At 72.2% G+C, this 21,583-nt stretch carries 19 protein-coding genes; 9 read left to right on the top strand and 10 right to left on the bottom strand.

Annotated features, from left to right (window positions below; all coding sequences use genetic code 11):
- Genes nirB through ACIOD2_RS15440 form a run of 3 tightly spaced genes read left to right on the top strand, consistent with a single transcriptional unit; the run spans position 1 to position 3,943 of the window.
- The gene (nirB, locus tag ACIOD2_RS15450; RefSeq protein WP_400538268.1) at positions 1–2,505 is read left to right on the top strand and encodes a nitrite reductase large subunit NirB; all 2,505 of its coding nucleotides are present in this window, start codon (positions 1–3) and stop codon (positions 2,503–2,505) included.
- On the top strand, positions 2,502–2,843 hold the full coding sequence (gene nirD, locus ACIOD2_RS15445; protein WP_400538266.1) for a nitrite reductase small subunit NirD: 342 nt from the start codon (positions 2,502–2,504) through the stop codon (positions 2,841–2,843). The genes nirB and nirD overlap by 4 nt, the downstream gene beginning before the upstream one ends.
- Positions 2,840–3,943, top strand: a complete 1,104-nt coding sequence (locus ACIOD2_RS15440) for a uroporphyrinogen-III synthase (RefSeq protein ID WP_400538264.1) — start codon at positions 2,840–2,842, stop codon at positions 3,941–3,943. Before nirD ends, ACIOD2_RS15440 begins: the two co-directional genes overlap by 4 nt.
- 146 nt (positions 3,944–4,089) lie before the next feature.
- Here the strand turns inward: ACIOD2_RS15440 and ACIOD2_RS15435 are convergent, their stop codons facing one another.
- Complete coding sequence (locus ACIOD2_RS15435) at positions 4,090–5,199, bottom strand: DNA glycosylase AlkZ-like family protein (RefSeq protein WP_400538262.1); 1,110 nt, start codon at positions 5,197–5,199, stop codon at positions 4,090–4,092.
- 9 nt (positions 5,200–5,208) lie between these two features.
- The gene (locus ACIOD2_RS15430) at positions 5,209–5,604 is read right to left on the bottom strand and encodes a DUF3224 domain-containing protein (RefSeq protein ID WP_400538260.1); all 396 of its coding nucleotides are present in this window, start codon (positions 5,602–5,604) and stop codon (positions 5,209–5,211) included.
- 62 nt (positions 5,605–5,666) lie between these two features.
- Between ACIOD2_RS15430 and ACIOD2_RS15425 the strand changes: the two genes are divergently transcribed.
- Positions 5,667–6,635: a helix-turn-helix transcriptional regulator gene (locus ACIOD2_RS15425; protein WP_400538258.1), complete on the top strand. Its 969-nt coding sequence runs from the start codon at positions 5,667–5,669 to the stop codon at positions 6,633–6,635.
- Positions 6,628–7,461, top strand: coding sequence for a uroporphyrinogen-III synthase (locus ACIOD2_RS15420; protein ID WP_400538256.1), 834 nt, complete (start codon positions 6,628–6,630; stop codon positions 7,459–7,461). The genes ACIOD2_RS15425 and ACIOD2_RS15420 overlap by 8 nt, the downstream gene beginning before the upstream one ends.
- On the opposite strand, the gene ACIOD2_RS15415 is transcribed toward ACIOD2_RS15420, so the two are convergent.
- From ACIOD2_RS15415 to ACIOD2_RS15390, 6 genes are all read right to left on the bottom strand, one after another.
- Positions 7,424–8,221, bottom strand: a complete 798-nt coding sequence (locus ACIOD2_RS15415; protein WP_400538254.1) for a DUF899 family protein — start codon at positions 8,219–8,221, stop codon at positions 7,424–7,426. The genes ACIOD2_RS15420 and ACIOD2_RS15415 overlap by 38 nt on opposite strands.
- Positions 8,221–9,570 carry an MFS transporter gene (locus tag ACIOD2_RS15410; protein ID WP_400538252.1) on the bottom strand — a complete coding sequence of 450 codons (1,350 nt, stop codon included), beginning with the start codon at positions 9,568–9,570 and terminating at the stop codon, positions 8,221–8,223. The genes ACIOD2_RS15415 and ACIOD2_RS15410 overlap by 1 nt, the downstream gene beginning before the upstream one ends.
- A gap of 23 nt (positions 9,571–9,593) precedes the next feature.
- The gene (locus tag ACIOD2_RS15405) at positions 9,594–9,923 is read right to left on the bottom strand and encodes a metalloregulator ArsR/SmtB family transcription factor (protein WP_323334443.1); all 330 of its coding nucleotides are present in this window, start codon (positions 9,921–9,923) and stop codon (positions 9,594–9,596) included.
- Entirely contained in the window at positions 9,923–10,357 is a 435-nt protein-coding gene (locus tag ACIOD2_RS15400; protein WP_400538250.1) for an SRPBCC domain-containing protein, read from the bottom strand. The genes ACIOD2_RS15405 and ACIOD2_RS15400 overlap by 1 nt, the downstream gene beginning before the upstream one ends.
- A gap of 81 nt (positions 10,358–10,438) precedes the next feature.
- Entirely contained in the window at positions 10,439–11,281 is an 843-nt protein-coding gene (locus ACIOD2_RS15395; RefSeq protein ID WP_400538248.1) for a siderophore-interacting protein, read from the bottom strand.
- A 28-nt stretch (positions 11,282–11,309) separates the two neighbouring features.
- Positions 11,310–11,633 (bottom strand): MGMT family protein, encoded by a 324-nt coding sequence (locus ACIOD2_RS15390; protein WP_400538246.1) that lies wholly within the window; start codon positions 11,631–11,633, stop codon positions 11,310–11,312.
- Between the two features lie 173 nt (positions 11,634–11,806).
- Here ACIOD2_RS15390 and ACIOD2_RS15385 point away from each other — a divergent pair, with 173 nt between their 5' ends.
- Positions 11,807–14,980 carry an ATP-dependent helicase gene (locus ACIOD2_RS15385; protein ID WP_400538244.1) on the top strand — a complete coding sequence of 1,058 codons (3,174 nt, stop codon included), beginning with the start codon at positions 11,807–11,809 and terminating at the stop codon, positions 14,978–14,980.
- A complete protein-coding gene (locus ACIOD2_RS15380) occupies positions 14,977–18,216 on the top strand; it encodes an ATP-dependent helicase (RefSeq protein ID WP_400538242.1) in 3,240 nt (1,079 codons plus the stop codon). Before ACIOD2_RS15385 ends, ACIOD2_RS15380 begins: the two co-directional genes overlap by 4 nt.
- 146 nt (positions 18,217–18,362) lie before the next feature.
- Here ACIOD2_RS15380 and ACIOD2_RS15375 read toward each other — a convergent pair whose 3' ends face one another.
- On the bottom strand, positions 18,363–18,731 hold the full coding sequence (locus ACIOD2_RS15375; RefSeq protein WP_400538239.1) for a hypothetical protein: 369 nt from the start codon (positions 18,729–18,731) through the stop codon (positions 18,363–18,365).
- Between the two features lie 91 nt (positions 18,732–18,822).
- On the opposite strand from ACIOD2_RS15375, the gene ACIOD2_RS15370 reads away from it, so the two are divergent.
- Both ACIOD2_RS15370 and ACIOD2_RS15365 read left to right on the top strand, forming a co-directional pair.
- The gene (locus ACIOD2_RS15370; protein WP_400538236.1) at positions 18,823–19,902 is read left to right on the top strand and encodes a potassium channel family protein; all 1,080 of its coding nucleotides are present in this window, start codon (positions 18,823–18,825) and stop codon (positions 19,900–19,902) included.
- Between the two features lie 104 nt (positions 19,903–20,006).
- Positions 20,007–20,453 carry a hypothetical protein gene (locus tag ACIOD2_RS15365; RefSeq protein ID WP_400540341.1) on the top strand — a complete coding sequence of 149 codons (447 nt, stop codon included), beginning with the start codon at positions 20,007–20,009 and terminating at the stop codon, positions 20,451–20,453.
- A 3-nt stretch (positions 20,454–20,456) separates the two neighbouring features.
- Here ACIOD2_RS15365 and ACIOD2_RS15360 read toward each other — a convergent pair whose 3' ends face one another.
- On the bottom strand, positions 20,457–21,533 hold the full coding sequence (locus ACIOD2_RS15360; protein ID WP_400538233.1) for a neutral zinc metallopeptidase: 1,077 nt from the start codon (positions 21,531–21,533) through the stop codon (positions 20,457–20,459).
- Between the last annotated feature and the right edge of the window lie 50 nt (positions 21,534–21,583).

Below are 21,583 nucleotides of genomic sequence, written 5' to 3'. Positions count from 1 at the left end.
ATGCCCACCTTGGTCGTCGCCGGACACGGCATGGTCGCGCACCGGCTCGTGGAGGCGGTGCGGACCGCCGACACCTCCGGCAGCTGGCGGATCGTCGTCCTCTCCGAGGAGCCGCGCCCGGCGTACGACCGGGTGGCCCTGACGTCCTATGTGGACGGATGGGACCCCGCGTCATTGGCGTTGCCCGGCTCGGACTACGCGGGTGACTCCCACGTGGACCTGCGGCTCGGCGAGCTGGTCACGTCGGTGGACCGATCCGCTCGCACGGTCACCACCGGATCCGGCTCCACGATCTCGTACGACGCGCTGGTCCTGGCCACCGGGTCGCGGCCCTTCGTGCCGCCGGTGCCCGGACACGACCTGCCGGGCTGCTTCGTCTACCGGACCATCGAGGACCTCGACGCGATCCGCGCGGCGGCTCAGCGACCCGGCCGCGGACGGCGGGCGGCCGTCGTCATCGGCGGTGGCCTGCTCGGCCTGGAGGCGGCCAAGGCGTTGCGGGACATGGGACTCTCGCCGCACGTCGTCGAAATGGCGCCGCGGCTGATGCCGCTGCAGGTGGACGAAGGCGGCGGGTCCCTGCTGCGGCGGCTCATCTCCGGTCTGGACGTGACTGTCCACACGGGAACGTCGACCGACGCGATCGAGGCCGACGGCTCGCGGCTGGTGGCCCGGCTGGGCAACGGTACCGAGCTGGACGTCGACCTGGTCGTGTTCTCCGCCGGGGTCCGACCGCGGGACGACCTCGCGCGGCAGTCCGGTTTGGACGTCGGCCCGCGTGGCGGCGTCCTTGTCGATTCTTCTTGTCGCACCAGTGATCCGTCGGTGTACGCGATCGGTGAGTGCGCCGCGGTCGAGGGGCGCGTCTACGGCATCGTGGCGCCCGGGTACGCGATGGCCGAGATCGTCGCGGCCCAGCTGACCGGCGGGGCCGGGACCTTCCCCGAGCCGGACACGTCCACGAAGCTGAAGCTGATGGGTGTCGACGTCGCCTCGTTCGGTGACGCGCACGCGGCGACCGAAGGCGCGCTCGAGGTCGCCGTCAACGACGCGGTCGCCGGGACGTACAAGAAGCTCGTGGTCACCGACGACGGCAAGACGCTGCTCGGCGGTGTCCTGGTCGGCGACGCGGCGGAGTACAACACCCTGCGGGCACTGGTCGGACGTCCGCTGCCCGCCGAGCCTTCGGCGATCCTCGCTCCGGCCGGGGGTGGCGCGGCGGTCGGCGTCGACGCGCTGCCTGACGCGGCGCAGATCTGCTCGTGCAACGCCGTGTCCAAAGGCGCGATCACGCGGTCGATCCACGAGGACGGTTGCGACACCGTCGGCAAGCTCAAGGCGTGCACCCGCGCCGGGACGTCGTGCGGCTCCTGCGTCCCGCTGCTCGGGAAGCTGCTGACCGCCGCCGGTGTCGAGCAGTCGAAGGCGCTGTGTGAGCACTTCGGACAGTCGCGGGCGGAGCTGTTCGAGATCGTCCGGGCCACCCGGATCTCGACGTTCAGCGAGGTGATCGCCCGCTACGGCAGCGGCACCGGTTGTGCGGTCTGCAAACCCGCGGTCGCGTCGATCCTCGCCACGCTGGGCACCGGGCACGTGCTGGGCGGCGAGCAGATGACGTTGCAGGACACCAACGACCGGTACCTGGCGAACCTCCAGCGCAACGGCACGTACTCGGTCGTCCCGCGGATCCCCGGTGGTGAGATCACGCCGGAGAAGCTGATCGTGATCGGTCAGGTGGCCCAGGAGTTCGGGCTGTACACCAAGATCACCGGCGGGCAGCGAATCGACCTGTTCGGCGCCACGGTGGACCAGCTGCCGCTGATCTGGCGGAAGCTGGTCGACGCCGGGTTCGAGTCCGGGCACGCCTACGGCAAGGCGCTGCGGACGGTCAAGTCGTGTGTCGGGTCGACGTGGTGCCGCTACGGTGTGCAGGACAGTGTCGGGCTGGCGATCGAGCTGGAGCTGCGGTACCGCGGGCTGCGGTCGCCGCACAAGCTGAAGTCGGCGGTGTCCGGGTGCGCGCGCGAGTGCGCCGAGGCGCGGAGCAAGGACTTCGGGATCATCGCCACGGACAACGGCTGGAACCTCTACGTCGGCGGCAACGGCGGCACCACACCGCGGCACGCCGAACTGCTGGTGTCCGATGTGGACACTGCGACGCTGATCCGGACCATCGACCGGTTCCTGATGTTCTACGTGCGTACCGCCGACCGATTGCAGCGGACGGCGCCGTGGATCGAGGAGCTGGACGGCGGGCTCGACCACCTGCGCGCGGTGATCGTCGACGACTCGCTCGGCATCTGCGAAGACCTCGACGCGGCGATGGCCAAGCACGTCGACAACTACGCCGACGAGTGGCGCGGTGTGCTGGAGGATCCGGAGAAGCTGGCCCGGTTCACGTCGTTCGTCAACGCGCCGGGCACGCCGGACCCGGCCATCTCGTTCCGTTCCGAGCGGGAGCAGAAGGTGCCCGTGATGCTGGGAGTACCGGAGGTGCGGCGATGACGACGTCTCTCGAACGGACCTGGACGGCGGTGTGCGGCGTGGACGCGGTGCCGGAGTACTCGGGGGTCGCGGCCCTGCTGGACGGCGTCCAGGTGGCGATCTTCCGGCTGCCCGGCGCGCGGTGGTACGCACTGTCCAATTGGGACCCGTGCAGCGGCGCGGCGGTGCTCTCGCGCGGCATCGTCGGGGACGCCGGTGGTGTCCCGGTGGTCGCGTCGCCGGTCTACAAGGAACGGTTCGCGCTCGACAGTGGACAGTGCCTGGACGCCGAGGGTGTCTCGGTTCCGGTGTACGAAGTGCGCGTGCGAGAGGGCGTGGTCGAAGTGGAGTCGCCGTGACGGAAGTGCTCCCGCTGGCCGGTTTTGTCATCGGCATCACCGCGGCGCGCCGGGCCGACGAGCTCGGCGCGCTGCTGGTGCGCAAGGGGGCGGGCGTCCGGTACGGCCCGGCGATCCGGATCGTGCCGCTGACGGACGACACCGAACTGCACGCGGCGACGGCCCGGCTGCTGGACTCGCCGGTGGACGCTGTGGTCGCGACGACCGGCATCGGCTTCCGCGGCTGGCTGGAGGCGGCCGAGGGCTGGGGACTGGGGGAGGCGCTGGTCTCGCGGCTGTCGACGTCTTCACTGCTGGCGCGCGGCCCGAAGGTGACGGGCGCGATCCGCGCGGCCGGGCTTTCGGAGGACTACTCGCCGGCGTCGGAGAGCAACGCCGAGCTGCTGCAGCACCTGCTGGCCACCGGCGTGTCCGGCATGCGGATCGCGGTCCAGCTGCACGGCGAGCCGCTGCCGTACTTCGTGGACACGCTGCGCGCGGCCGGGGCGGAGGTCATCGAGATCTCGGTGTACCGCTGGGTCGGCCCGGTCGACCCGGGCCCGGTGGACCGCCTGCTGGACGGGGTGCTGGAGGGTTCGATCCACGCACTGCCGTTCACGAGCGCGCCCGCTGTGGCGTCGCTTATTGCGCTGGCCCGCCGAACGGGCCGCCTCCCCGGCTTGATCTCGGCGCTTTCGGGTCCTGTGGTGGCGGCCTGCGTCGGCCCGATCACGGCGGGCCCGCTGGCTGCGCTGGGCGTCCCGACGGTCCAGCCGCACCGGGCGCGCATCGGTGCGTTGGCCCGGACGCTCGCCGAGACGCTGGTAGCGCGTTCCCCGCGGCTTCAGGCGGGCGGCCGGTGTCTGGAACTCCGCGGCGAGGCCGCCATCGTGGACGGCGAATGGTGCGAGGTCGCCCCCGCGCCGATGGCTCTGCTGCGGGCTCTGGCGGCTTCACCGGGCCGGGTGATTTCCCGACGGGAGTTGATCGCAGCCTTGCCGGGTGGCGGCGAAGAGCACGCGGTGGAGACGGCGATTGGCCGCCTGCGGACCTCGCTGGGCGGCGGCCGGGTGGTCCAGACGGTGGTGAAGCGCGGATACCGCCTGGCGGTGGACGCCTGAGCGGGGTTGTCCACAGCTCTCGCCGGATGTGGACAGCTTGGTCGTTCGGATGCGGTTCCGCGAGGGTTTGTCCGCAGGTGCCGATACGCTGGACAAGGGCACGCCCCCCAGGGAGGGCGGGGGTCGGTTTGCCGGGCCTGGGCGCGCTAAACCGCCCAGGTGACGTCGTGTTTTTCGAAGCCGCGGGCCGTCGCCACCAGCGCTGCTTCCGCCTCCGCCGCCTCCCGGGAAGCCGGCCTGAGCGGGTCGAACGGCGTCAGCGTGAAGACCAGCTTCGCGCCGCTCGACTTGGTGCGCCACGTGCCCGCGATGTCGCCCTCCGCCAGCAGGACGCCGGGGTTGCCCAGCATCTTCCAGACCTCCTTGCGCCGCGCCGGGTCCGGGACCAGCAGGGCCTTGTCGCGCGCCTGGATGAACGGGTCCCACGGCGGCAGCAGCCGCACCACGTCCGGCTCCGGCGGGTTCTCCAGGGCCGGCAGACTCGTAGCGGGCAGGTGGCGCACCTTGCCGTCCAGCCGCACCTCGGCCAGGTCCGCAGGCCACGTCCGGTCCACCACCGCCCGGGACGTTCCGACGAACTCCGCCGCTTCGCCGGGGGACGCCGGGCCGTTCAGCCGCAGGTACGACTCGACCACCGACGTCGCCGCGGCGGGGTCCGGCTTCGTGCGCATGCGGCCGCGGCCTTCGAGCGGGGCCAGCGTCGCCGGGGTCGCGCCCGCGACCAGCCGGACACCGCCCAAGGGGGCCGCGATGCGCATCAGCTGCTCGTGGATGTGCGTCGCGTTGCAGCCGCGGCACCAGCGGGAGAACTCCGGCGGCACGAGCTTCGTCACCGCCGTCGAGACCGCGCCCTTCGTCATCTCCGAGGTGACCACGCCGCGGATCGCCTTCGCCGCCGTGAAGACCACCTCGGCCGCCGCCAGGCCCGTCGCCGCCAGTTCCTTGCGCTGCCACAGCATCCGGGCCAGCGCGTCCGCGTCGTCCAGGGGGATCAGGGCGCGGGTCACCTCGTCGAGGTCGGCACGCAGGTGGTAGTGCGGCGCACCGCGCAACGTCCAAGCCAGCACCAGGCGGTCGTCGTCCACAAGGGACACAGGGGACGCCGAGGACACCCGGGCCACCGCGGCCAGCAGCGCCGTGTCGCGCATGCTGTCCTGCAGCCCGGCCCGGACGACGGCGAGATCCGCCACGTCGCGCGCGGACCGGTGCAGCCCGTGCTCGGCGATGCGGTAGGCGAGTACCTGACGACGGTCCACCTGCGACTCCTAGATCGTGTACTCGAAGGTGTACCCCATTTTCTCCTCGCCCATCGCGCCGCCGACCGTGCCGGTGCCGGTGAGCCCGGCCAGCGCGCCGGTGCCCGAGCCGGGGACGACGGTGAACGTCGAGGCGATGCCCTTCGCGTCGAACGTGAACTCGTGACGCACGATGAACGTCCCTTCGCGGCCGTCGACCTTGCCGTCGAAGCGCTCGAGGCTCGGCGACGTCGTCGTGCCGCTGTCGTACCCCTCGCCCGCGTAGTACAGCAGCAGGTCGCAGACCGATTCACCCTCGATGACACCCTCGTACGCCATCGACGCGTGCGCGTAGGCCACCCGCGGGCCACCCTCGGAGCCGCTGACGACGTTCTCTTCCCAGTTCTTCATGGTGAATGCGTTCATGAGGGCCACCCTGCCGGAGATACCTGTCAGCTTGTGTCAGGTTTTTGGGTCATAATTCCGGGATGCGCGCCAGCCGTCTCCTGTCCGTCCTCCTGCTGCTGCAGAACCGCGGCCGGATGACGGCGGAAGAGCTGGCCGAGGAGCTGGAGGTCTCGGTCCGCACGGTCTACCGGGACATCGACGCGCTCTCGGCGTCCGGCGTCCCGGTGTACGCCGACCGCGGCCGGACCGGCGGGTATCGCCTGGTCGACGGCTACCGCACGCGGCTCACCGGGATGACCGAGGAGGAGGCGCAGTCGCTGTCGCTGGCCGGGCTGCCGGTGGCCGCGGCCGAGCTGGGCCTCGGCACCGTGCTGGCGGCCGCGCAGCTCAAGCTGTACGCCGCGCTGCCGCAGGAGCTGCGGGACCGCGCCGGACGGGTCGCCGAGCGCTTCTACCTGGACGTCCCGGGCTGGCACCGGGGCATCGAAAGCCTGCCGACGCTGTCCTCGGTCGCCGACGCGGTGTGGTCGTCGCACCGGATCCGGATCCGCTACGAACGCTGGGGCCAGCGGATCGTCGAGCGCGAGGTCGAGCCGCTGGGGCTGATCCTCAAGGCCGGCAACTGGTACCTCGCCGGGCGCTGCGACGGCACCGACCGGACCTACCGGATCTCGCGGATCCAGGAGCTGACGGACCTCGGCGAGGAGTTCGAGCGGCCCGCCGGGTTCGACCTCGCGGCGTACTGGCAGGAGTGGTCCGAGCAGTTCGAACGCCGGATGTACCCGCGCGTGGCCGTGGTGCGGCTGTCGCCGCGGGCGCAGGCTCTCGTACCGTTCTACGCGGGTTCCGTCGGGGCCCGGGCGCTGCGTGACTGCCCGAACGAGCCGGACGCGGACGGCTGGCTCACCATGGAGCTGCCGGTGGAGCCGGGCGAGCCGGCCATCGGTGAGCTGCTGCGCTTCGGGCCGCACCTGGAGGTCCTCGAGCCCGCGGACCTGCGGGCGCAGCTGGCGGAGGCGATCGAGGGGATGGGCGCGATCTATGGGTGAGCTGAGCGGGGTGACGATCGGTGTCACGGCCGAGCGGCGGGCCGACGACTTCATCGAGGCCCTCGAACGCTACGGCGCCGACGTCCGCCACGCCCCGACGATCACCATCGTCCCCCTGGACGCCGACCCCGAGCTGCGGGCGGGCACCGAGGAGCTGCTGGCGTCCCCCGTCGGCTTCACCGCGATCACGACCGGCGCGGGCTTCCGCGGCTGGCTGGCCGCGGCCGACAGCTGGGGCCTGCGCGACCGCCTGCTGACGGCGCTGGGCGAATCCCGCATCTACGCGCGCGGCCCGAAAGCCGTGGGTGCCCTTCGCGGTGCCGGGCTGCGCGAGTCCTTTTCGGCCGCTTCGGAGTCCAACGCCGAGTTGTTCGGTGCCCTCGCCGAAGCGGGCCTCGAGGGCAAGCGCGTAGCCGTCCAGCTGCACGGGACGCCGTTGCCGGAGCACACGTCGACGCTGGAACAGGCGGGCGCGCGGCTGGTCGCGGTCCAGCCGTACCGCTGGTACTCGCCGCCGGACGTGACCCCGGTGCACGGCCTGATCGACGCGGCCGTGACGGGCGAGCTGGACGCGCTGGCGTTCACGAGCGCCCCGGCGGCCGCGAACTTCCTGACCCTGGCCCGGGACCACGGCCGCTACGACGAGCTGCTGACGGCGTTGCGCGGCCCGGTGGTCTGCGCGTGCGTCGGCCCGGTGACGGCGGCGCCCCTCGAAGAGGCCGGGGTGCGCACGCTGCAACCGGACCGACAGCGCCTGGGTGCGCTGGTGAAACTGCTGGTCACGACCCTCAGTGGCACTGGTGAGGCGGCTCCGCCGACGCCGTAGTCGCGCCGAGGTCGTCGGAGCGTCCGGCCGCGAGCCGGGGCCACTGGGCGATCGGACGGCCCGGCCCGGGTGTCCACTCGGGTGCTCCGGTGTCGGTCCGGACGTTGGTGCGCTCCTGCGGCCAGCCCTCCGGTGAGTCCTCCCAGGACTCCCGGCGGCCGTAGATCGTCAGGTCCATCAGCGCGTAGCTGGTGTCCATCGCTTCCACACCACGGCGTTTCGTCCAGTACGTCTCGAAGACACGGTCGCCCTCACGCAGGTAGCAGACCAGGTGGAACAGTCCTTGCTCGCGCCCGACGAGCAGCGTGTCGAGCGACGGCTGCGCCGAGTACCAGGGCATCCGCCAGTCCATGAAGTCGCGGTAGCGCAAGGCTTCGCTGTACGACGTCTGCGCGTCGGCCGGGGCGGTCGAGACGTTGCGGCCCTGGGAGAAGACCGCGAACGTGATGTCCCGCGAGTGCAGGTTGGCCAGCTCGGCGACCTGGTTGGTGTAGAACGTGCAGCCCTCGCACTGCTCCGGCGCGGGACGGCCGGGGTTCCACATGAAGTAGTAGGCGATGAGCTGACGGCGTCCTTCGAACACGTCGAGCAGGGTGACCGGCCCGTCCGGGCCGAGCAGCTCGAGACCGGCGTCCACCTCGACCATCGGCAGCCGGCGGCGGGCCGCGGCGATCGCGTCGCCTTCGTGCGTGTGGGCCTTTTCCCTGGTGCGCAACACATCCAACTCGGCTTGGAAAGTCTTGCGGTCGACGATGTCCATCACGACTCCTTCAGCTTGGCGGTGAGCAGTACGACGCCGGCCAGCGTGAAGGCCACGGCCACGCCCAGCGCGAGGTGGATTCCGGTGAGCTCGACGGCCTGCGTCGCGGCGACGGCGCTCAGGACCGGGATGCCGACGGTGATGCCCACCTGCTGGGTCATCGACGTCAGCCCGGTGGCCAGGCCCTGCTCCTCGTCGGGCAGCCCGGACGTCGCGGTCACGGTGTACGCCACGATCGCGGCGACGTGCCCGAAGAACCCGACGAACAGGGCCGGCAGCAGGATCAGCAGGGCGCCGCGGCCGGGCCCGAGGAACAGCAGCGGCAGCGTCGCCAGGGCCTGGACGGTGAGCCCGGCGGCCAGCAGGACACGGCTGCCGAAGCGGCCGATCACCCGTCCGGCGAGCACGCCCGCGGCCACCGAGGCCAGCCCCGGCACGCCGAAGACCAGGCCGGTCGCCCACGGCGTAAGCCCCAGGATCCGCTGCAGGTAGAGGGTCGTCAGGAAGATCACCGCGGGTTCCATCGCGAACAGCACGAGACCGGCGAAGTTACCCCACTTGACCGTGCGGCGGGCCAGGATCCGCGGCGGCACCAGCGGCGCGGGCGAGCGGCGTTCGATCAGCCAGAACGCGGTCAGCAGCACGATGCCGGCGACCGCCGCGAGCACGCTCTTGTCGATGACGGCGTAGACGAGCGCCAGCAGGCCGCCGCTGACCGTCAGGGCGCCGGGCAGGTCCGGGCGCGCGCGGCCGGGCACGGTCGATTCGGTGACGAGGAACGGCGTCGCGACCAGGATGGCGACGGCCACCGGGACGTTCATGAAGAACGCCGCGCGCCAGCTCAGCAGGCCGACCAGGGCGCCGCCGACCAGGGCGCCGACGGTGAAACCGCCGGAGAGCAGGGCGCCGTTGAGGCCGAGGACGCGGTCGCGCGCCCGGCCTTCGGCGAACGTCGTGGTCAGCAGGGACAGGGCCGCGGGCAGCGTCATCGCGGTGGCGAAGCCCTGCAACGCCCGGGCCGTCAGCAGCAGCTCCGGGTTCGTGGCGAAGCCGCCCAGCAGCGACGCGGCGGCCAGCAGGGCCATGCCGGACCGGAACATCCGGCGTCGCCCGAACAGGTCCGCGAGGCGGCCGCACACCAGCGTGAAGCCGGCCGCCGGCAGGACGAACGCCGTGCTGACCCACGGCAACGACGTCAGGTCGAGCCCGACACCGGCGCCGACCTGCGGCAACGCGACGTTCAGGATCGAGAAGTCGATCGACAGGAGGAAGCCGGCGCCGAGCAGCACGGCCAGTACGGCGCGCTGTCTCGGCGTGAAATGGGCAGGGGGTAGCGCGACAACGGTCATCGGGTTCTCCTTGAGAGGGAAGGTCAGTCCTGCTCGGCGGCCTCCGCGAGGCGCTTGATCCGGGCCAGGCGGCGGTCCCAGTCGGCCGCCAGCGAGGCCATCCAGCGGGCCGTCGTGTCGAGGGCTTCGGAACGCACGGCGTACCGGACTTCGCGGCCGATCTTCACGCTGCCGACCAGCCCGGCCGAGTCGAGGACGGTGAGGTGCTTGACGATCGCCTGGCGCGACACGGGAAGGCCGCCGGCGAGGGTCGTCGCGGTGGCCTGGCCGTGGGAGGCGAGCAGGTCCAGCAGCTGACGACGGGTCGGATCGGCCAGTGCGGCCAGGACGCCGTCGACGACGTCGTGATCCATCACTCGGCGCGCGCGGCGAGGGCGGTGAAGCACCCCTCCCAGCCGGCGGTGTGGTCCTTGATCACGTTGCGGCGGTTGTCGTCGGACGTCGGCAGGCCGGCGAAGCCGCTCTCGACGACCCGCAGGCGGGTGCCGTCACCCTCGGGCGTCAGCCAGAACTCCACGAGCGTCGAGTTGTCCTCGCGCAGCTCTTCACCGGGAAACGCGCTGACCCAGCGGTAGCTGAGGTAGTTCGGCGGGTCGACCTTTTCCACGCGCAGCGGGAATTCGCCGTGCTCCGAGTGCGTGACGACCAGGGTCTGGCCCTCTTCGGCCATGGTGCCCTGGATGGTTTCGTCGTCGGTCGCCCAGAAGCCGGGCTCGGCCACCAGCGGCCAGACCTTGGCCGGCTTGGCGGCGATCACGATCTCGCGTTCGATGCTGTCAGTGATCATCGGTGCACTCCTTCGGCTCATGTGCAATCCAAGAGTTGCACATGCCGGAGTGTGATGCAACCCCAGGGTTGCACTTGCTGGTCAGTCCTCGCCTGCCTCCGCCGCGCGCAGGGACTCCCGGCTCGCCGCTTCCTCGCTCATCCCGAGCCGCCAGTAACCCGTGAAGCAGATCCGCCGCTTGTCGACGTCCCGCTCGCGCACGAGGTGGCGCCGCACCTGCTTGACCACGCCCGCTTCGCCCGACACCCACGCGTACGGCGTCCCACCTGGGAAATTCGCTGCTCGGACCGCTTCCAGCAGCGCTTCTCCGTGTGGGCGCGCGTCGCGAAGCAGCCAGTGGACTTCGACCACTCCGTGCGTCTCGAACGTCTGACGCTCTTCGCGCGCCGAGACCTCGATGTACGCCGAAAGCCGCGTGCCCGCCGGGAGTTGCTCGATGATCGCGCCGATCGCGGGCAACGCCGTTTCGTCGCCGGCCAGCAGCTGCCAGCCGGTGCCGTCCGGGACGTCGTACAGGCCGTGCGGCCCGAGGAACGCCACGCGGTCGCCCGGCGCGACCCGGGCGGCCCACGCCGAAGCCGGGCCGGTGTCGCCGTGCAGCACGAAGTCGACGTCGACCTCGGCGAAGCGCGGCCGGTGCGCGCGCACGGTGTACGTGCGCATCGGCGGCCGGACGTCGTCCGGCATCGCCAGGTAGGTGCGATACCACGACAGGACGTCGGAGCCGGTGTCCGGCAGGGTCGGCGTCTCCTGGCCGGGCCGCGGGAAGAAGACCTTGACGTACTGGTCGGGCGCCCCGGCGGGCACGTCGGCGAAGGTGGCCGCCGTGAACGTCACGCGCACCATGTGCGGCGTGACCGGCCGGACCATCGTCACGCGGGCCCGGTGGTAGGTCAGTACCGGTCGCTCCACCTGCGTCGTCATTAGGCAAGGCTAACCTGATCAGTGAGCGTCAGAACAGCCCTGCCGGCTCGGAATCCTCCTCACCTTCCGGTTTCCAGCGGTATTTCCGCAGGTTGACGCGCTCGCCGTCGGCCAGCACGCCCTCCGCGCGCAGCCGCTCCAGCTGGTCGTGGAGCAGGTGCGGCGCGGGTGTCCCGTTCGCGCGCAGGATCCGGTGCCACGGCAGGTCGTGCCCGTCCTCGGCGAGGATCGCGCCGATCATCCGCGGTGAGGGCGCGCCGGAGAGCGCCGCGATGTCGCCGTACGTCGCGACCGTGCCGGCCGGCACCGACTCGATGATCTCCCGCACCCGCTCGTGCAGAACGTCGTCCATGCCACCACTCTGCCGCACGGGTACGACAGTTTTCGACGCCGCCCGTCGCACCGGCGGGGACCTTCACCGAACGCGCCCGTCACTTAGGTGTGCCGGTGCCGCACCCGTTACTCCGAGCGTGGTTCTATCGCGGGGTGAACGGGAGGCGAACAGGACCGGCGAACGCGCGGCTGGTGCGCACGCCGATCCTCGACACACCCACGTTCACCTGGGATTCCGGTGCTCGCCGGGTACTCTCCGCACCCGGCGGTTTCCTGCGTGTGCTCGGCGGTCCCGGCACCGGGAAGACGACGCTGCTGGCGTCGGCCGCGACCCGCCGGATCGCCGAGGGCGCCGACCCGGAGAGCGTGCTGGTGCTGACCACGTCCCGCAAGGCCGCGGACGCGCTGCGTGCCGACATCACCCGCAGCCTCACCGCCGACCCCGACCTGGCGCGGCCGCTGCCCCGGACCGTCCGCGAGCCGCTCGTCCGGACCGTCCACTCGTACGCGTATTCGCTGCTGCGGCTCGAAGCGATGGGCGCGGAGCTGCCGGCGCCCCGGCTGCTGGCCGGGGCCGAACAGGACGTCGTCGTCCGCGAGCTGCTCGCCGGCGACCTCGACGAGGGCGCCGAGGAGTGGCCGGAGCAGCTGCGCCCGGCCCTGATGGTGCCCGGCTTCGCCGAGGAGCTGCGCGACCTGCTGATGCGGGCGGCCGAACGCGGGCTCGGGCCGGCGGACCTCGCCGAGCTGGGCCGCCGCCGCGGCCGTGAGGAGTGGGTCGCCGCCGGGCGCTTCTGGGCGCAGTACGAGGAGGTCACGCAGCTGCAGGGGGCGGGAGGCAACGCGCTGGGCGTGGCGAGCGCGCCCGCGCTGGACGCCGCCGAGCTGGTCACCTCCGCGCTGCTCGCGCTGGAGGACGACGACGAGCTGCGCGAACGGGAGCGCACCCGCGTGCGGCACCTGTTCGTCGACGACGCCCACCACCTCGACCCGCTGCAGACCAGCCTGGTCCGGATGATCGGGCACACCGCGGCCGAGTTCGTCGTGGCCGGCGACCCCGACCAGAACGTCTATTCCTTCCGCGGTGCCGACGCGAGCCTGTTCGCCGACGCCGACCCGGACGGCAGCCGGACGATCACGCTCACGACGTCCCACCGGCTGGCCCCGGCGGTGCGGGTGGCGGTCGCGAAGATCGGCGCGACGCTGCCCGGGTTGTCCCAGCACCGCAAGATCGTTGCGGCCGAGGGCGCCACCGGCGGCAATGTCCGGGTGCGCGTGATGCCGACGCCCGCCGCCGAGGCCAGCTGGATCGCCGACCAGCTGCGCCGCGCGCACCTCGTGGACGGCGTGCCGTGGTCGGAGATCGCCGTGCTCGTCCGGTCGCCGGCGCGAACTTTCCTGGTGCTGCAACGCGCTTTGCGCGCGGCGGGCGTCCCGATCGGGTCGGCCACCGAGGAACTTCCGCTGGCGCGGCAACCGGCGGTGCGGCCGCTGCTGGCCGTGCTGAAGCTGGCGCCCTCGCCGGACTTGCTGGACATCGACCTCGCCGAGATGCTGCTCTCGTCGTCCCTCGGTGGTGCGGATCCGCTGGCGCTGCGGCGGTTGCGCCGCGGTCTGCGACGGCTCGAGCTGGCCGGTGGCGGGCAGCGGTCGAGTGACGAGCTGCTCGTGGAAGCGTTGCGGGGTGGGGACATCCTCGTCGGGCTGGCCGACGCCGAGTCCGAGCCGGTGCGGCGTGTCGGTGGCCTGCTGCGCGTCACGCACCAGGCCGTCGCCCGCGGGGCCGGTGTTGAGCAGGTGCTGTGGGAGCTGTGGAACGAGAGCGGCCTGCAGGAGAAGCTGCTGAAGCAGACCGAGCGCGGTGGTTCGCTGGGTGCGCAGGCCGACCGTGATCTCGACGCCGTCGTCGCGCTGTTCGACGCGGCCGGCCGTTATGTCGACCGGCTGCCGCGGTCGAGTGTCGCGTCCTTCGCGGATTACCTTGGTGCACAGCAGATCGCGGGGGACACGCTCGCGCCGGCCGCCGTCCCGGCCGACGGTGTCTCGCTGCTCACCGCGCACTCCGCCGCCGGTCGCGAGTGGACGGTCGTCGCCGTCGCCGGAGTCCAGGAAGGCGCCTGGCCGGACCTGCGGTTGCGCGGATCCGTGCTGGGCGTGGAACGGCTCAAGGACCTGATGTCCGGTGTGGACGATGACGCTGTCTCCCAGACAGCGCCGATCCTCGCCGAGGAACGGCGGCTGTTCTACCTCGCGATGAGCCGCGCGAAGGAGACGTTGCTGGTCACCGCGGTGTCCGGGGAGGACGAACAGCCGTCCCGCTTCCTCGACGACCTGGAGGAGAACGGCGCCGACGACGGCGGCCTCGACTCCCGGATGAAACCACCCGGCCGGTCGCTGGTGCTCGCCGAGCTGGTGGGGGAGCTGCGTGAGGTCGTCTGCGACGACAAGGCCGACCCCGCGCGCCGTCGTCGCGCGGCGAAGCAGCTCGCACGCCTGGCCGACGCCAAGGTGCCCGGTTCCCACCCGAGCACCTGGTACGGCCTGCTCCCGGCGTCCACCGACGAACCGGTGCACCCGCCCGGCGACCTGATCCGGATCTCACCGTCCACAGTGGAAATCCTGACGAAGTGCCCGCTGCGGTGGATGATCGAGCGCCACGGCGGCAGCGACCCGGCGCAGCTGGCCGCCGTCACCGGGACGCTGGTGCACGGGCTCGCGCAGGCCGTCGCGTCCGGGAGCACCGACGCCGAGCTGCAGGCCGCCCTGGACGACGCGTGGGTGCGCGTCGACGCCGGGGCGCCGTGGTTCTCGAAGCGGGAGCGCCGCCGGGTCGAGGGGATGCTGCAGAACTTCGTCACGTGGCTGGAACGCAGCCGGGCGGAGCTGAAGGAAGCCGGGGTCGAGCAGGACATCGAGGTCGAGCTGCCGGCCGGCGGCGAGGACGAGGTCCGGGTGCTGCTGCGCGGCCGGGTCGACCGGGTCGAGCTGGATTCCGAGGGACGGCCGGTGATCGTCGACATCAAGACCGGCAAGGTCCCGGTGTCCGGGGCCGACGCCGAGGCGCACCCGCAGCTGGCGGCGTACCAGCTGGCGGTGCTGCTGGGCGCGATCGAGGGCCGCACGGAGGCGGGCGGCGCGCGGCTGGTGTACGTCGCAAAGGCCAACAACAAGACCGGCTCGACGGAACGGTCCCAGCCGCCGATGGACGAGACGGGCGGCAAGCAGTGGCTGGACCTGGTCCGCGGCGCGGCGGCTTCGGCGGCCGGGCCGGACTACCAGGCGCAGGAGAACGTGGACTGCGACCGCTGCCCGGCGCGCGGCTGCTGCCCGCTGCGCCCCGAAGGCAGGCAGGTGCCCGGTCCGTGAGCCCGCTTCTCATCGCCAATCCCGTCGAGCCTGCTGAACTCGCTGACGCGCTCGGCCTGCACCGGCCCACTCCGGAGCAGGCCACCGTGATCGCCGCGCCCGTCGAGCCGTCGCTGGTCGTCGCCGGCGCCGGTGCCGGAAAGACCGAGACCATGGCCGCGCGCGTGGTCTGGCTCGTCGCCAACGGCATCGTCAGCCCGGACCGCGTCCTCGGCCTCACCTTCACCCGCAAGGCCGCGCGCCAGCTCGGCGAACGCGTCCGCGCGCGGTTGCGGCGGCTCGCCGGGTCCGGGCTGCTCGACCGGCTCGACCCGTCCGGCGGGCTGCGGTCCACTGTGGTCGCCGGGGAGCCGACCGTCCTCACCTACCACGCCTACGCCGGGCGCCTCCTCTCCGAACACGGCCTCCGGCTGCCGGTGCAGCCCGGGGTCCGGCTGCTGTCGGAGACGTCGTCGTGGCAGCTCGCCCACCGCGTCGTGTCCACATGGGACAACGAGCTGGACACCGACCGCGTCCCGCCGACCGTGACGGCGGACGTGCTGGCGCTCGCCGGGGAGCTCGGCGAGCACCTGGTGTCCACAGAGGAACTGGCCGAATACACGTCGTGGATGTGCCGGGTCATCGAGAACGCGCCGCGCGCCAAGGGGCAGCGGGCCGCGTTGCCGCAGAAACTCACGGAAATCATGGCGGCGCAGCACTTCCGGCTCGCGCTGCTGCCGCTCGTCGAGGCCTACCACCGGCGCAAGCGCAACGAGGGCGCGCTGGACTTCGCCGACCAGATGTCGCTGGCCGCGCAGCTGGCGAGCGGGTACCCGTCGGTCGTGCGCGGCGAACGGGAGCGCTTCGGCGCGGTGCTGCTCGACGAGTACCAGGACACCGGGCACGCCCAGCGCGTGCTGCTGCGGGCGCTGTTCGGCGGCGTCGAGAACCAGCCGATGCCGGTCACCGCGGTCGGTGACCCGGCGCAGGCGATCTACGGCTGGCGCGGGGCCAGCGCGGCCAACCTGCCGCGGTTCACCACGGACTTCCCGCGCCACGACGGCGAAAGGCTCGTCCCCGCCCGGGATTTCGGGCTGCTGACCAGTTTCCGCAACCCGCCGGAGATCCTCGACCTCGCCAACGCGATCGCCGAGCCGCTGCGGGCGCGCGGCCTCGGCGTCGAACGGCTGCGGGCACGGGAAGGCGCCGGGCCGGCGGACATCGCGTGCGCGCTGCTGCCGGACATCCGCGCCGAGCGCGACTGGGTGGCCGACGGCCTGGCCCGGCGCTGGTACTCCGTGCAGGAGCAGACCGGCAAGCCGCCGACCGCGGCGGTGCTGGTGCGCCGCCGCGCCGACATGGCCCCGATCTCCGCGGAACTGCGGGCCCGCGGGCTGCCGGTCGAGGTCGTCGGCCTCGGCGGGCTCTTGGACGAACCCGAGGTCGCGGACCTCGTCTCGACGTTGCGGGTGCTCGCCGACCCGCTGTCCGGCAGTGCGGCGGCGCGGCTGCTGACCGGCGCGCGCTGGCGGCTCGCGGCCGCCGACGTCGCCGCGTTGTGGCGGCGCGCGGGGGAGCTGTCCAGCCCCGAGAAGCCCGACGGCCCGGAGCTGGTCGTGGAGCGCGTCGAGCAGGCCGGGCTGATCGACGCGATCGACGAACCGGGCGCGCCGGAGCGGTATTCCGAGGAGGGCTACCGGCGGATCCGGCGGATCGGCTGGGAGCTGGCCGCGCTGCGGCGGCGGCTGGACCAGTCGCTGCCGGAGCTGGTCGCCGACGTCGAGCGCACGCTGCTTCTGGACGTCGAATCGCTGGCGCGCCCGGGATCGGCCGGGCGCGCGCACCTGGACGCGTTCGCGGAGGTCGTCACCGACTACGCCGAGACGGCGCCCACCGCGACCCTGCTGTCCTTTGTGGACTACCTGAACACCGCGGCGCACGCCGAAGACGGGCTCACCCCGGGCGAGGTCGAGGTGGTGCCGGACCGGGTGCAGGTGCTCACCGTGCACTCCGCGAAGGGTCTCGAGTGGGAGGTCGTCGCCGTGCCGCACCTGGTGCAGGACGTCTTCCCCGGTCGGCGGCGGTCGTCGTCGTGGCTGCGGACGGCGACGTCGCTGCCCGCTGTGTTGCGTGGTGATGCCCAGGACCTGCCGGAGCTGCGGATCGCCGACGGTTACGACCGCAAGGAAGTCCAAGAAGGACTCGAGCTGCACGAGGCGGGGTTCGTCGAGCGGGAGCAGTCGGAGGAACGGCGGCTCTGCTACGTCGCGCTGACCCGGTCCGAGCACGCGCTGATCGTGTCCGGGCACTGGTGGAACGAAAGCAGCAGCCGGGCGAAGGGGCCGTCCGAGTTCCTGACGGAGATCGCCGACGTCCTGCGCGAGACCGGCGTCGGAACGCTCGCCGACTGGGCGCCGGAACCGTCGTCCGACGACGAGAACCCGCTGGTGTCGGATTCGCGGACGGCCCGCTGGCCGGTCGACCCCCTCGCCGACCGCCGCACCGGCGTCCAGGGTGGCGTGGACCTGGTCTTCGAGGAGCTTTCCGCGACTCCGGACGAGGAAGCGTCCGAAGAGGACGATCCCGACGGCTGGCTCACCGACACCGACGTCCTGCTCGAGGAGTGGGCGCGCAAGGACGACCAGATCAAGCGGGTTCCGTTGCCGTCACGGCTTTCGGTGAGCCAGCTGGTGGCGCTGGCGGACGACGCCGACCGGCTCGCGACCGAGCTGCGGCGCCCGCTCCCGATGGCGCCCAACAGTTTCGCCCGCCGTGGCACGGAGTTCCACAGCTGGCTGGAACGCCGCTTCGGCGGCGACCAGCTCATCGAGATCGACGACCTCCCGGGCGCCGCCGACTTCGCCGAGATCCCGGACCCCGGCCTCGAAGAGCTGCAGACGCAGTTCGACAAGAGCGAGTGGGCCTCGCGCGTCCCGCACGCCGTCGAGATCACGTTCTCGGCGGACGTCGAGGGCATCACCCTGCGCGGCCGCATGGACGCCGTCTTCTGGAACCCCGACGGCTACTGGGAAGTGGTGGACTGGAAGACGGGCTCGGTCCCGCCGGAGTCCCGCCAGGCCGTGCTGTCGGTCCAGCTGGCGGCCTACCGGATGGCCTGGGCGGCACTGAAGAACGTCCCGGTGGAACAGGTCCGCGCGGCTTTCCACTACGTCCGCGCGAACCACACGATCCGCCCGGCCGACCTCCTGGACGCCGAAGGCATCCGCAACCTGCTCCGCAACCTCCCCGAGGCGTGATCAGAGGGTCGACACGCGTGATTCCCGAGTCGACACGCGTGATTTGAGGGTCGACACGGCGAGGCCAAGGCCCGGATGCCGTGTCGACTCCTCAATCACGCGAGTTGGCGTTCAAATCACGCGTGTCGGCTTCCTGATCACGCGGGTCAGGCGGCGTCGCGGACCTTCAGGGCCCAGGCGATCAGCGGCCACTGCAGCGGCAGCCGGCCCCACGCGATCGCTCGCTGCGGCAGGGGCGCCGAAGACGCGTCCACCGCCATCTTCACGTTGCCCGGGAAGACGCCCAGGAACAGCAGGGCCGCGGCCAGCCCGCCGAGGCGGCGGGTGCGCGGGGTGGCGACGGCGGCGGCCACCGTCAGCTCGGCGACGCCCGAGCCGTACGTCCAGGCGCGCCGCGAGCCCGGGAGGGAGCGCGGGATCAGGCCGTCGAACGGCTTGGGAGCCACGAAGTGGAGGACGCCCATGAAGCCCAGCGCACCTGCCAGGACGTGCGCGGGCCGTTGTGAGGTAGCCATCGGCTCATCGTTCCACGCGGCGGCCGGTCACCCGGTTCGGCTATCCTCCGGGCGTGAGTGACGTCCGACACCTGCCTGCGGGAGCCGGTGCATGAAGGCCCTGAGGCGGCTGCCGCTCGGCAGTCTCACCGACCGGCCCGACCACGAGCTCGTCGGCGTCCTGCGGATGCCCGAGCTGACGGTCAGCCCGCTGCGGGCCATCTCGAAGCGGATCATCGGCGCGACACTCGCCCTGCTGGCCACGGTGGTCCTCGTCTACATCGACCGCGACGGCTACCGCGACGCGAACGGCGACGGCCTGTCCCTGCTCGACAGCCTCTACTACGCGACGGTTTCGCTCTCGACCACCGGTTACGGCGACATCGCGCCGGCCACGTCGACCGCCCGGCTGGTGAACGTGCTGGTGATCACCCCGCTGCGGGTGCTCTTCCTCATCGTCCTGGTCGGGACCACCCTGGAAGTGCTCACCGAGCGCTCCCGGCAGGCGTTCAAGATCCAGAAGTGGAGGACGAAGGTGCGCGACCACACGGTCGTCGTCGGGTTCGGCACCAAGGGCCGGTCCGCCGTCAACGCGCTGCTCGGCGACGAGAGCGTCGAGCCAGGCCAGATCGTCGTCGTCGACACCGACCAGCAGGCCCTCGACGCCGCGAGCGCGCTCGGCCTCGTCGCCGTGCACGGCTCGGCCACCCGCTCCGACGTCCTGCGCGTCGCCGCGGTGCAGCACGCCCGCGCGGTGGTCGTCGCCCCCAACCGGGACGACACGGCGGTGCTCGTCACCCTCACCGCCCGCGAGCTGGCGCCCAAGGCGCACATCGTGGCGTCGGTGCGGGAGGCGGAGAACGTCCACCTGCTCAAGCAGTCCGGGGCCGACCAGGTCGTCGTCTCCAGCGAGACGGCCGGGCGGCTGCTCGGCATGGCGACGTCGACGCCGCTGGTCGTGGACATCATGGAGGACCTGCTCACCCCCGAATCCGGCCTGGCCATCGCCGAACGGCCGGTCGAGCCGTCGGAGGAGGGCGGGTCGCCGCGGCACCTGTCCGACCTCGTGCTCGGCCTGGTCCGCGACGGCGTCCTCTACCGCATCGACGCGCCGCAAGCCGACGCGATCGAGCCGGGCGACAAGCTGCTGTACGTCAAGAAGGTCACGCAGACGGAGAAGATCGAGCGGTAGGTCCGGTTCGGGGAGCACCGGACCTGGGGCGCCTGGGTTTTGCCCGGCGGATCTGGAACCATGACCGGGTGCCCCCGCGACCCCTCGCCCTGAAGTGGCCCACGGTGGCGATCCCGGCCGCGGCGGGCGTGCTCGTCGTGCTGCTGGCCTGGCTCGCCGGGCCCGGGCTGCTCGGGATCAGCAATGACGACGTCGGCGTGCCGGTGTCGGCCGAGGTCACCAAGCCCGCGCCGTGTGACCGGCTGGACCCCGTGGAGACCGTGCGGTTCACCATCGCCGGGAAGACCCACGAGGGCACCCTCAACGGCTGCGGTCACGGCCAGAACGAGCACGTCGACGTCGGCGTCCCGGACGAGCTGCCGGACCAGGGCACGGTCACCGTCCGGGTGGCGGACACGTCGGCCGGCGCATCGGACGCGCGGCGCCCGATCGGGCTCGCGCTGCTGGTGTTCGCCTGCTTCGCCGGCGGGATCTCCGTCTACACCTGGCTGCGGCTGCCGCCGAAACCGCGGCCGGAACCGAAGGCCGCCAAACCGGCGAAGGCCAGCTGACGATCAGCTGACTTCGGACGACGGCGCCGCGAAGGTGTTGCAGTCGGCGATCCGGTTGCTCGTCGCGCCCGCCCGCCACCACGACGCGTAGTGCGCGTTGGTGCCGTGGTCGTGGCTGCGGGAGGTGTTGTCGCCGCGGGTCTCCTGGTCGTTCCAGGCCTTGTTGTACATGTCGCGGCTGATCGTGCCGCCCTGGTCGACGTGCGCGCCGAGGAACATCCCCGAGAAGCACTGGGCCTGCAGTTCCTTGCGCCGCGACATCTCCAGCCCGGCGGGGCTGTTCTGGCCGGCCTCGTAGATCTTCTGCCAGGCCGCGTCCATCAGCCCGGCGACCTCCTGGACGTGGTGGCCGTACTCGTGGGCGAACAGGGCCAGGTAGACGCCGGGGTTGTTGCCGTACTGGTCGGTCTGCAGGCCGCGGAAGGGCACGTACAGGTTGTTCTCGCAGTAGTACGCGGCGGTCGCGATGCCGACCTGGATGGTGCCGCACTCGGTCTCGAAGCTCGCGCCGGTCGGGAAGTGCAGCGCCGGCGGGGTGAACGGCAGGCCGTAGGCGGTGAGGAACGGGCCCCACGCGGCGTCCAGGCACTTGCTGGCGGCCGTGAAGAACGCTTCGGCGCCCGCCTGCGTGCTCTGCCAGGTCGGGAGCGTGCAGACGCGGTTCTGCAGCCCGGCGTTCGGGTCCTGCAGGATCGGGTGGTCGGCCAGCTTGAGGATCTTCTGCGGGCCGGTCGCGCTGGGCGTGGACAGCTCGGTCGACGGGCCGGGTGAGGCCGACGCCGGGGCACCCGCACCCCCGGGCAGCTGCGAAGGAGCGTCCTGGGACGACGGGGTGTCGCGGTAGTTCGCGTTCGCGAGCGGGGTGTCCTGGCGGTTGAGCGCCACGATCGCGACCAGCCCGAGCACCAGCACGGCCACCGCGCCGAGGCACACCCCGATGATCGCCGCGGGGGAGCGGCGCCGGGGCGCGGCGACGGTGTGGGGGTGACCCAGCCACGGGGGAGCCGGTTGCGCATCCGGCACCGGCGGCGGCTGGACGGTTCCGCGGGGCGGTACCTGGCCGTGGGGCGGTTGCGTCATCTAGGCAGTCCCGAAGGGTCTCGGTACGGACCGGGGGTACCCGATCCCGG

The organism is Amycolatopsis sp. NPDC088138, from assembly GCF_044741685.1.
Taxonomy (GTDB): Bacteria; Actinomycetota; Actinomycetes; order Mycobacteriales; family Pseudonocardiaceae; genus Amycolatopsis.
This window is presented reverse-complemented; position numbering and strand designations above follow the sequence as displayed.

Bases quoted from the DNA above. Each gene is read 5' to 3' on its own strand.
- ACIOD2_RS15405 (WP_323334443.1), bottom strand. From the start codon at position 9,923: ATGGATCACGACGTCGTCGACGGCGTCCTGGCCGCACTGGCCGATCCG.
- ACIOD2_RS15425 (WP_400538258.1), top strand. From the start codon at position 5,667: ATGCGCGCCAGCCGTCTCCTGTCCGTCCTCCTGCTGCTGCAGAACCGC.
- ACIOD2_RS15370 (WP_400538236.1), top strand. From the start codon at position 18,823: ATGAAGGCCCTGAGGCGGCTGCCGCTCGGCAGTCTCACCGACCGGCCC.
- ACIOD2_RS15375 (WP_400538239.1), bottom strand. From the start codon at position 18,731: ATGGCTACCTCACAACGGCCCGCGCACGTCCTGGCAGGTGCGCTGGGC.
- ACIOD2_RS15360 (WP_400538233.1), bottom strand. From the start codon at position 21,533: ATGACGCAACCGCCCCACGGCCAGGTACCGCCCCGCGGAACCGTCCAG.
- nirB (WP_400538268.1), top strand. From the start codon at position 1: ATGCCCACCTTGGTCGTCGCCGGACACGGCATGGTCGCGCACCGGCTC.
- ACIOD2_RS15415 (WP_400538254.1), bottom strand. From the start codon at position 8,221: ATGGACATCGTCGACCGCAAGACTTTCCAAGCCGAGTTGGATGTGTTG.
- ACIOD2_RS15410 (WP_400538252.1), bottom strand. From the start codon at position 9,570: ATGACCGTTGTCGCGCTACCCCCTGCCCATTTCACGCCGAGACAGCGC.
- ACIOD2_RS15420 (WP_400538256.1), top strand. From the start codon at position 6,628: ATGGGTGAGCTGAGCGGGGTGACGATCGGTGTCACGGCCGAGCGGCGG.
- nirD (WP_400538266.1), top strand. From the start codon at position 2,502: ATGACGACGTCTCTCGAACGGACCTGGACGGCGGTGTGCGGCGTGGAC.
- ACIOD2_RS15400 (WP_400538250.1), bottom strand. From the start codon at position 10,357: ATGATCACTGACAGCATCGAACGCGAGATCGTGATCGCCGCCAAGCCG.
- ACIOD2_RS15390 (WP_400538246.1), bottom strand. From the start codon at position 11,633: ATGGACGACGTTCTGCACGAGCGGGTGCGGGAGATCATCGAGTCGGTG.
- ACIOD2_RS15395 (WP_400538248.1), bottom strand. From the start codon at position 11,281: ATGACGACGCAGGTGGAGCGACCGGTACTGACCTACCACCGGGCCCGC.
- ACIOD2_RS15430 (WP_400538260.1), bottom strand. From the start codon at position 5,604: ATGAACGCATTCACCATGAAGAACTGGGAAGAGAACGTCGTCAGCGGC.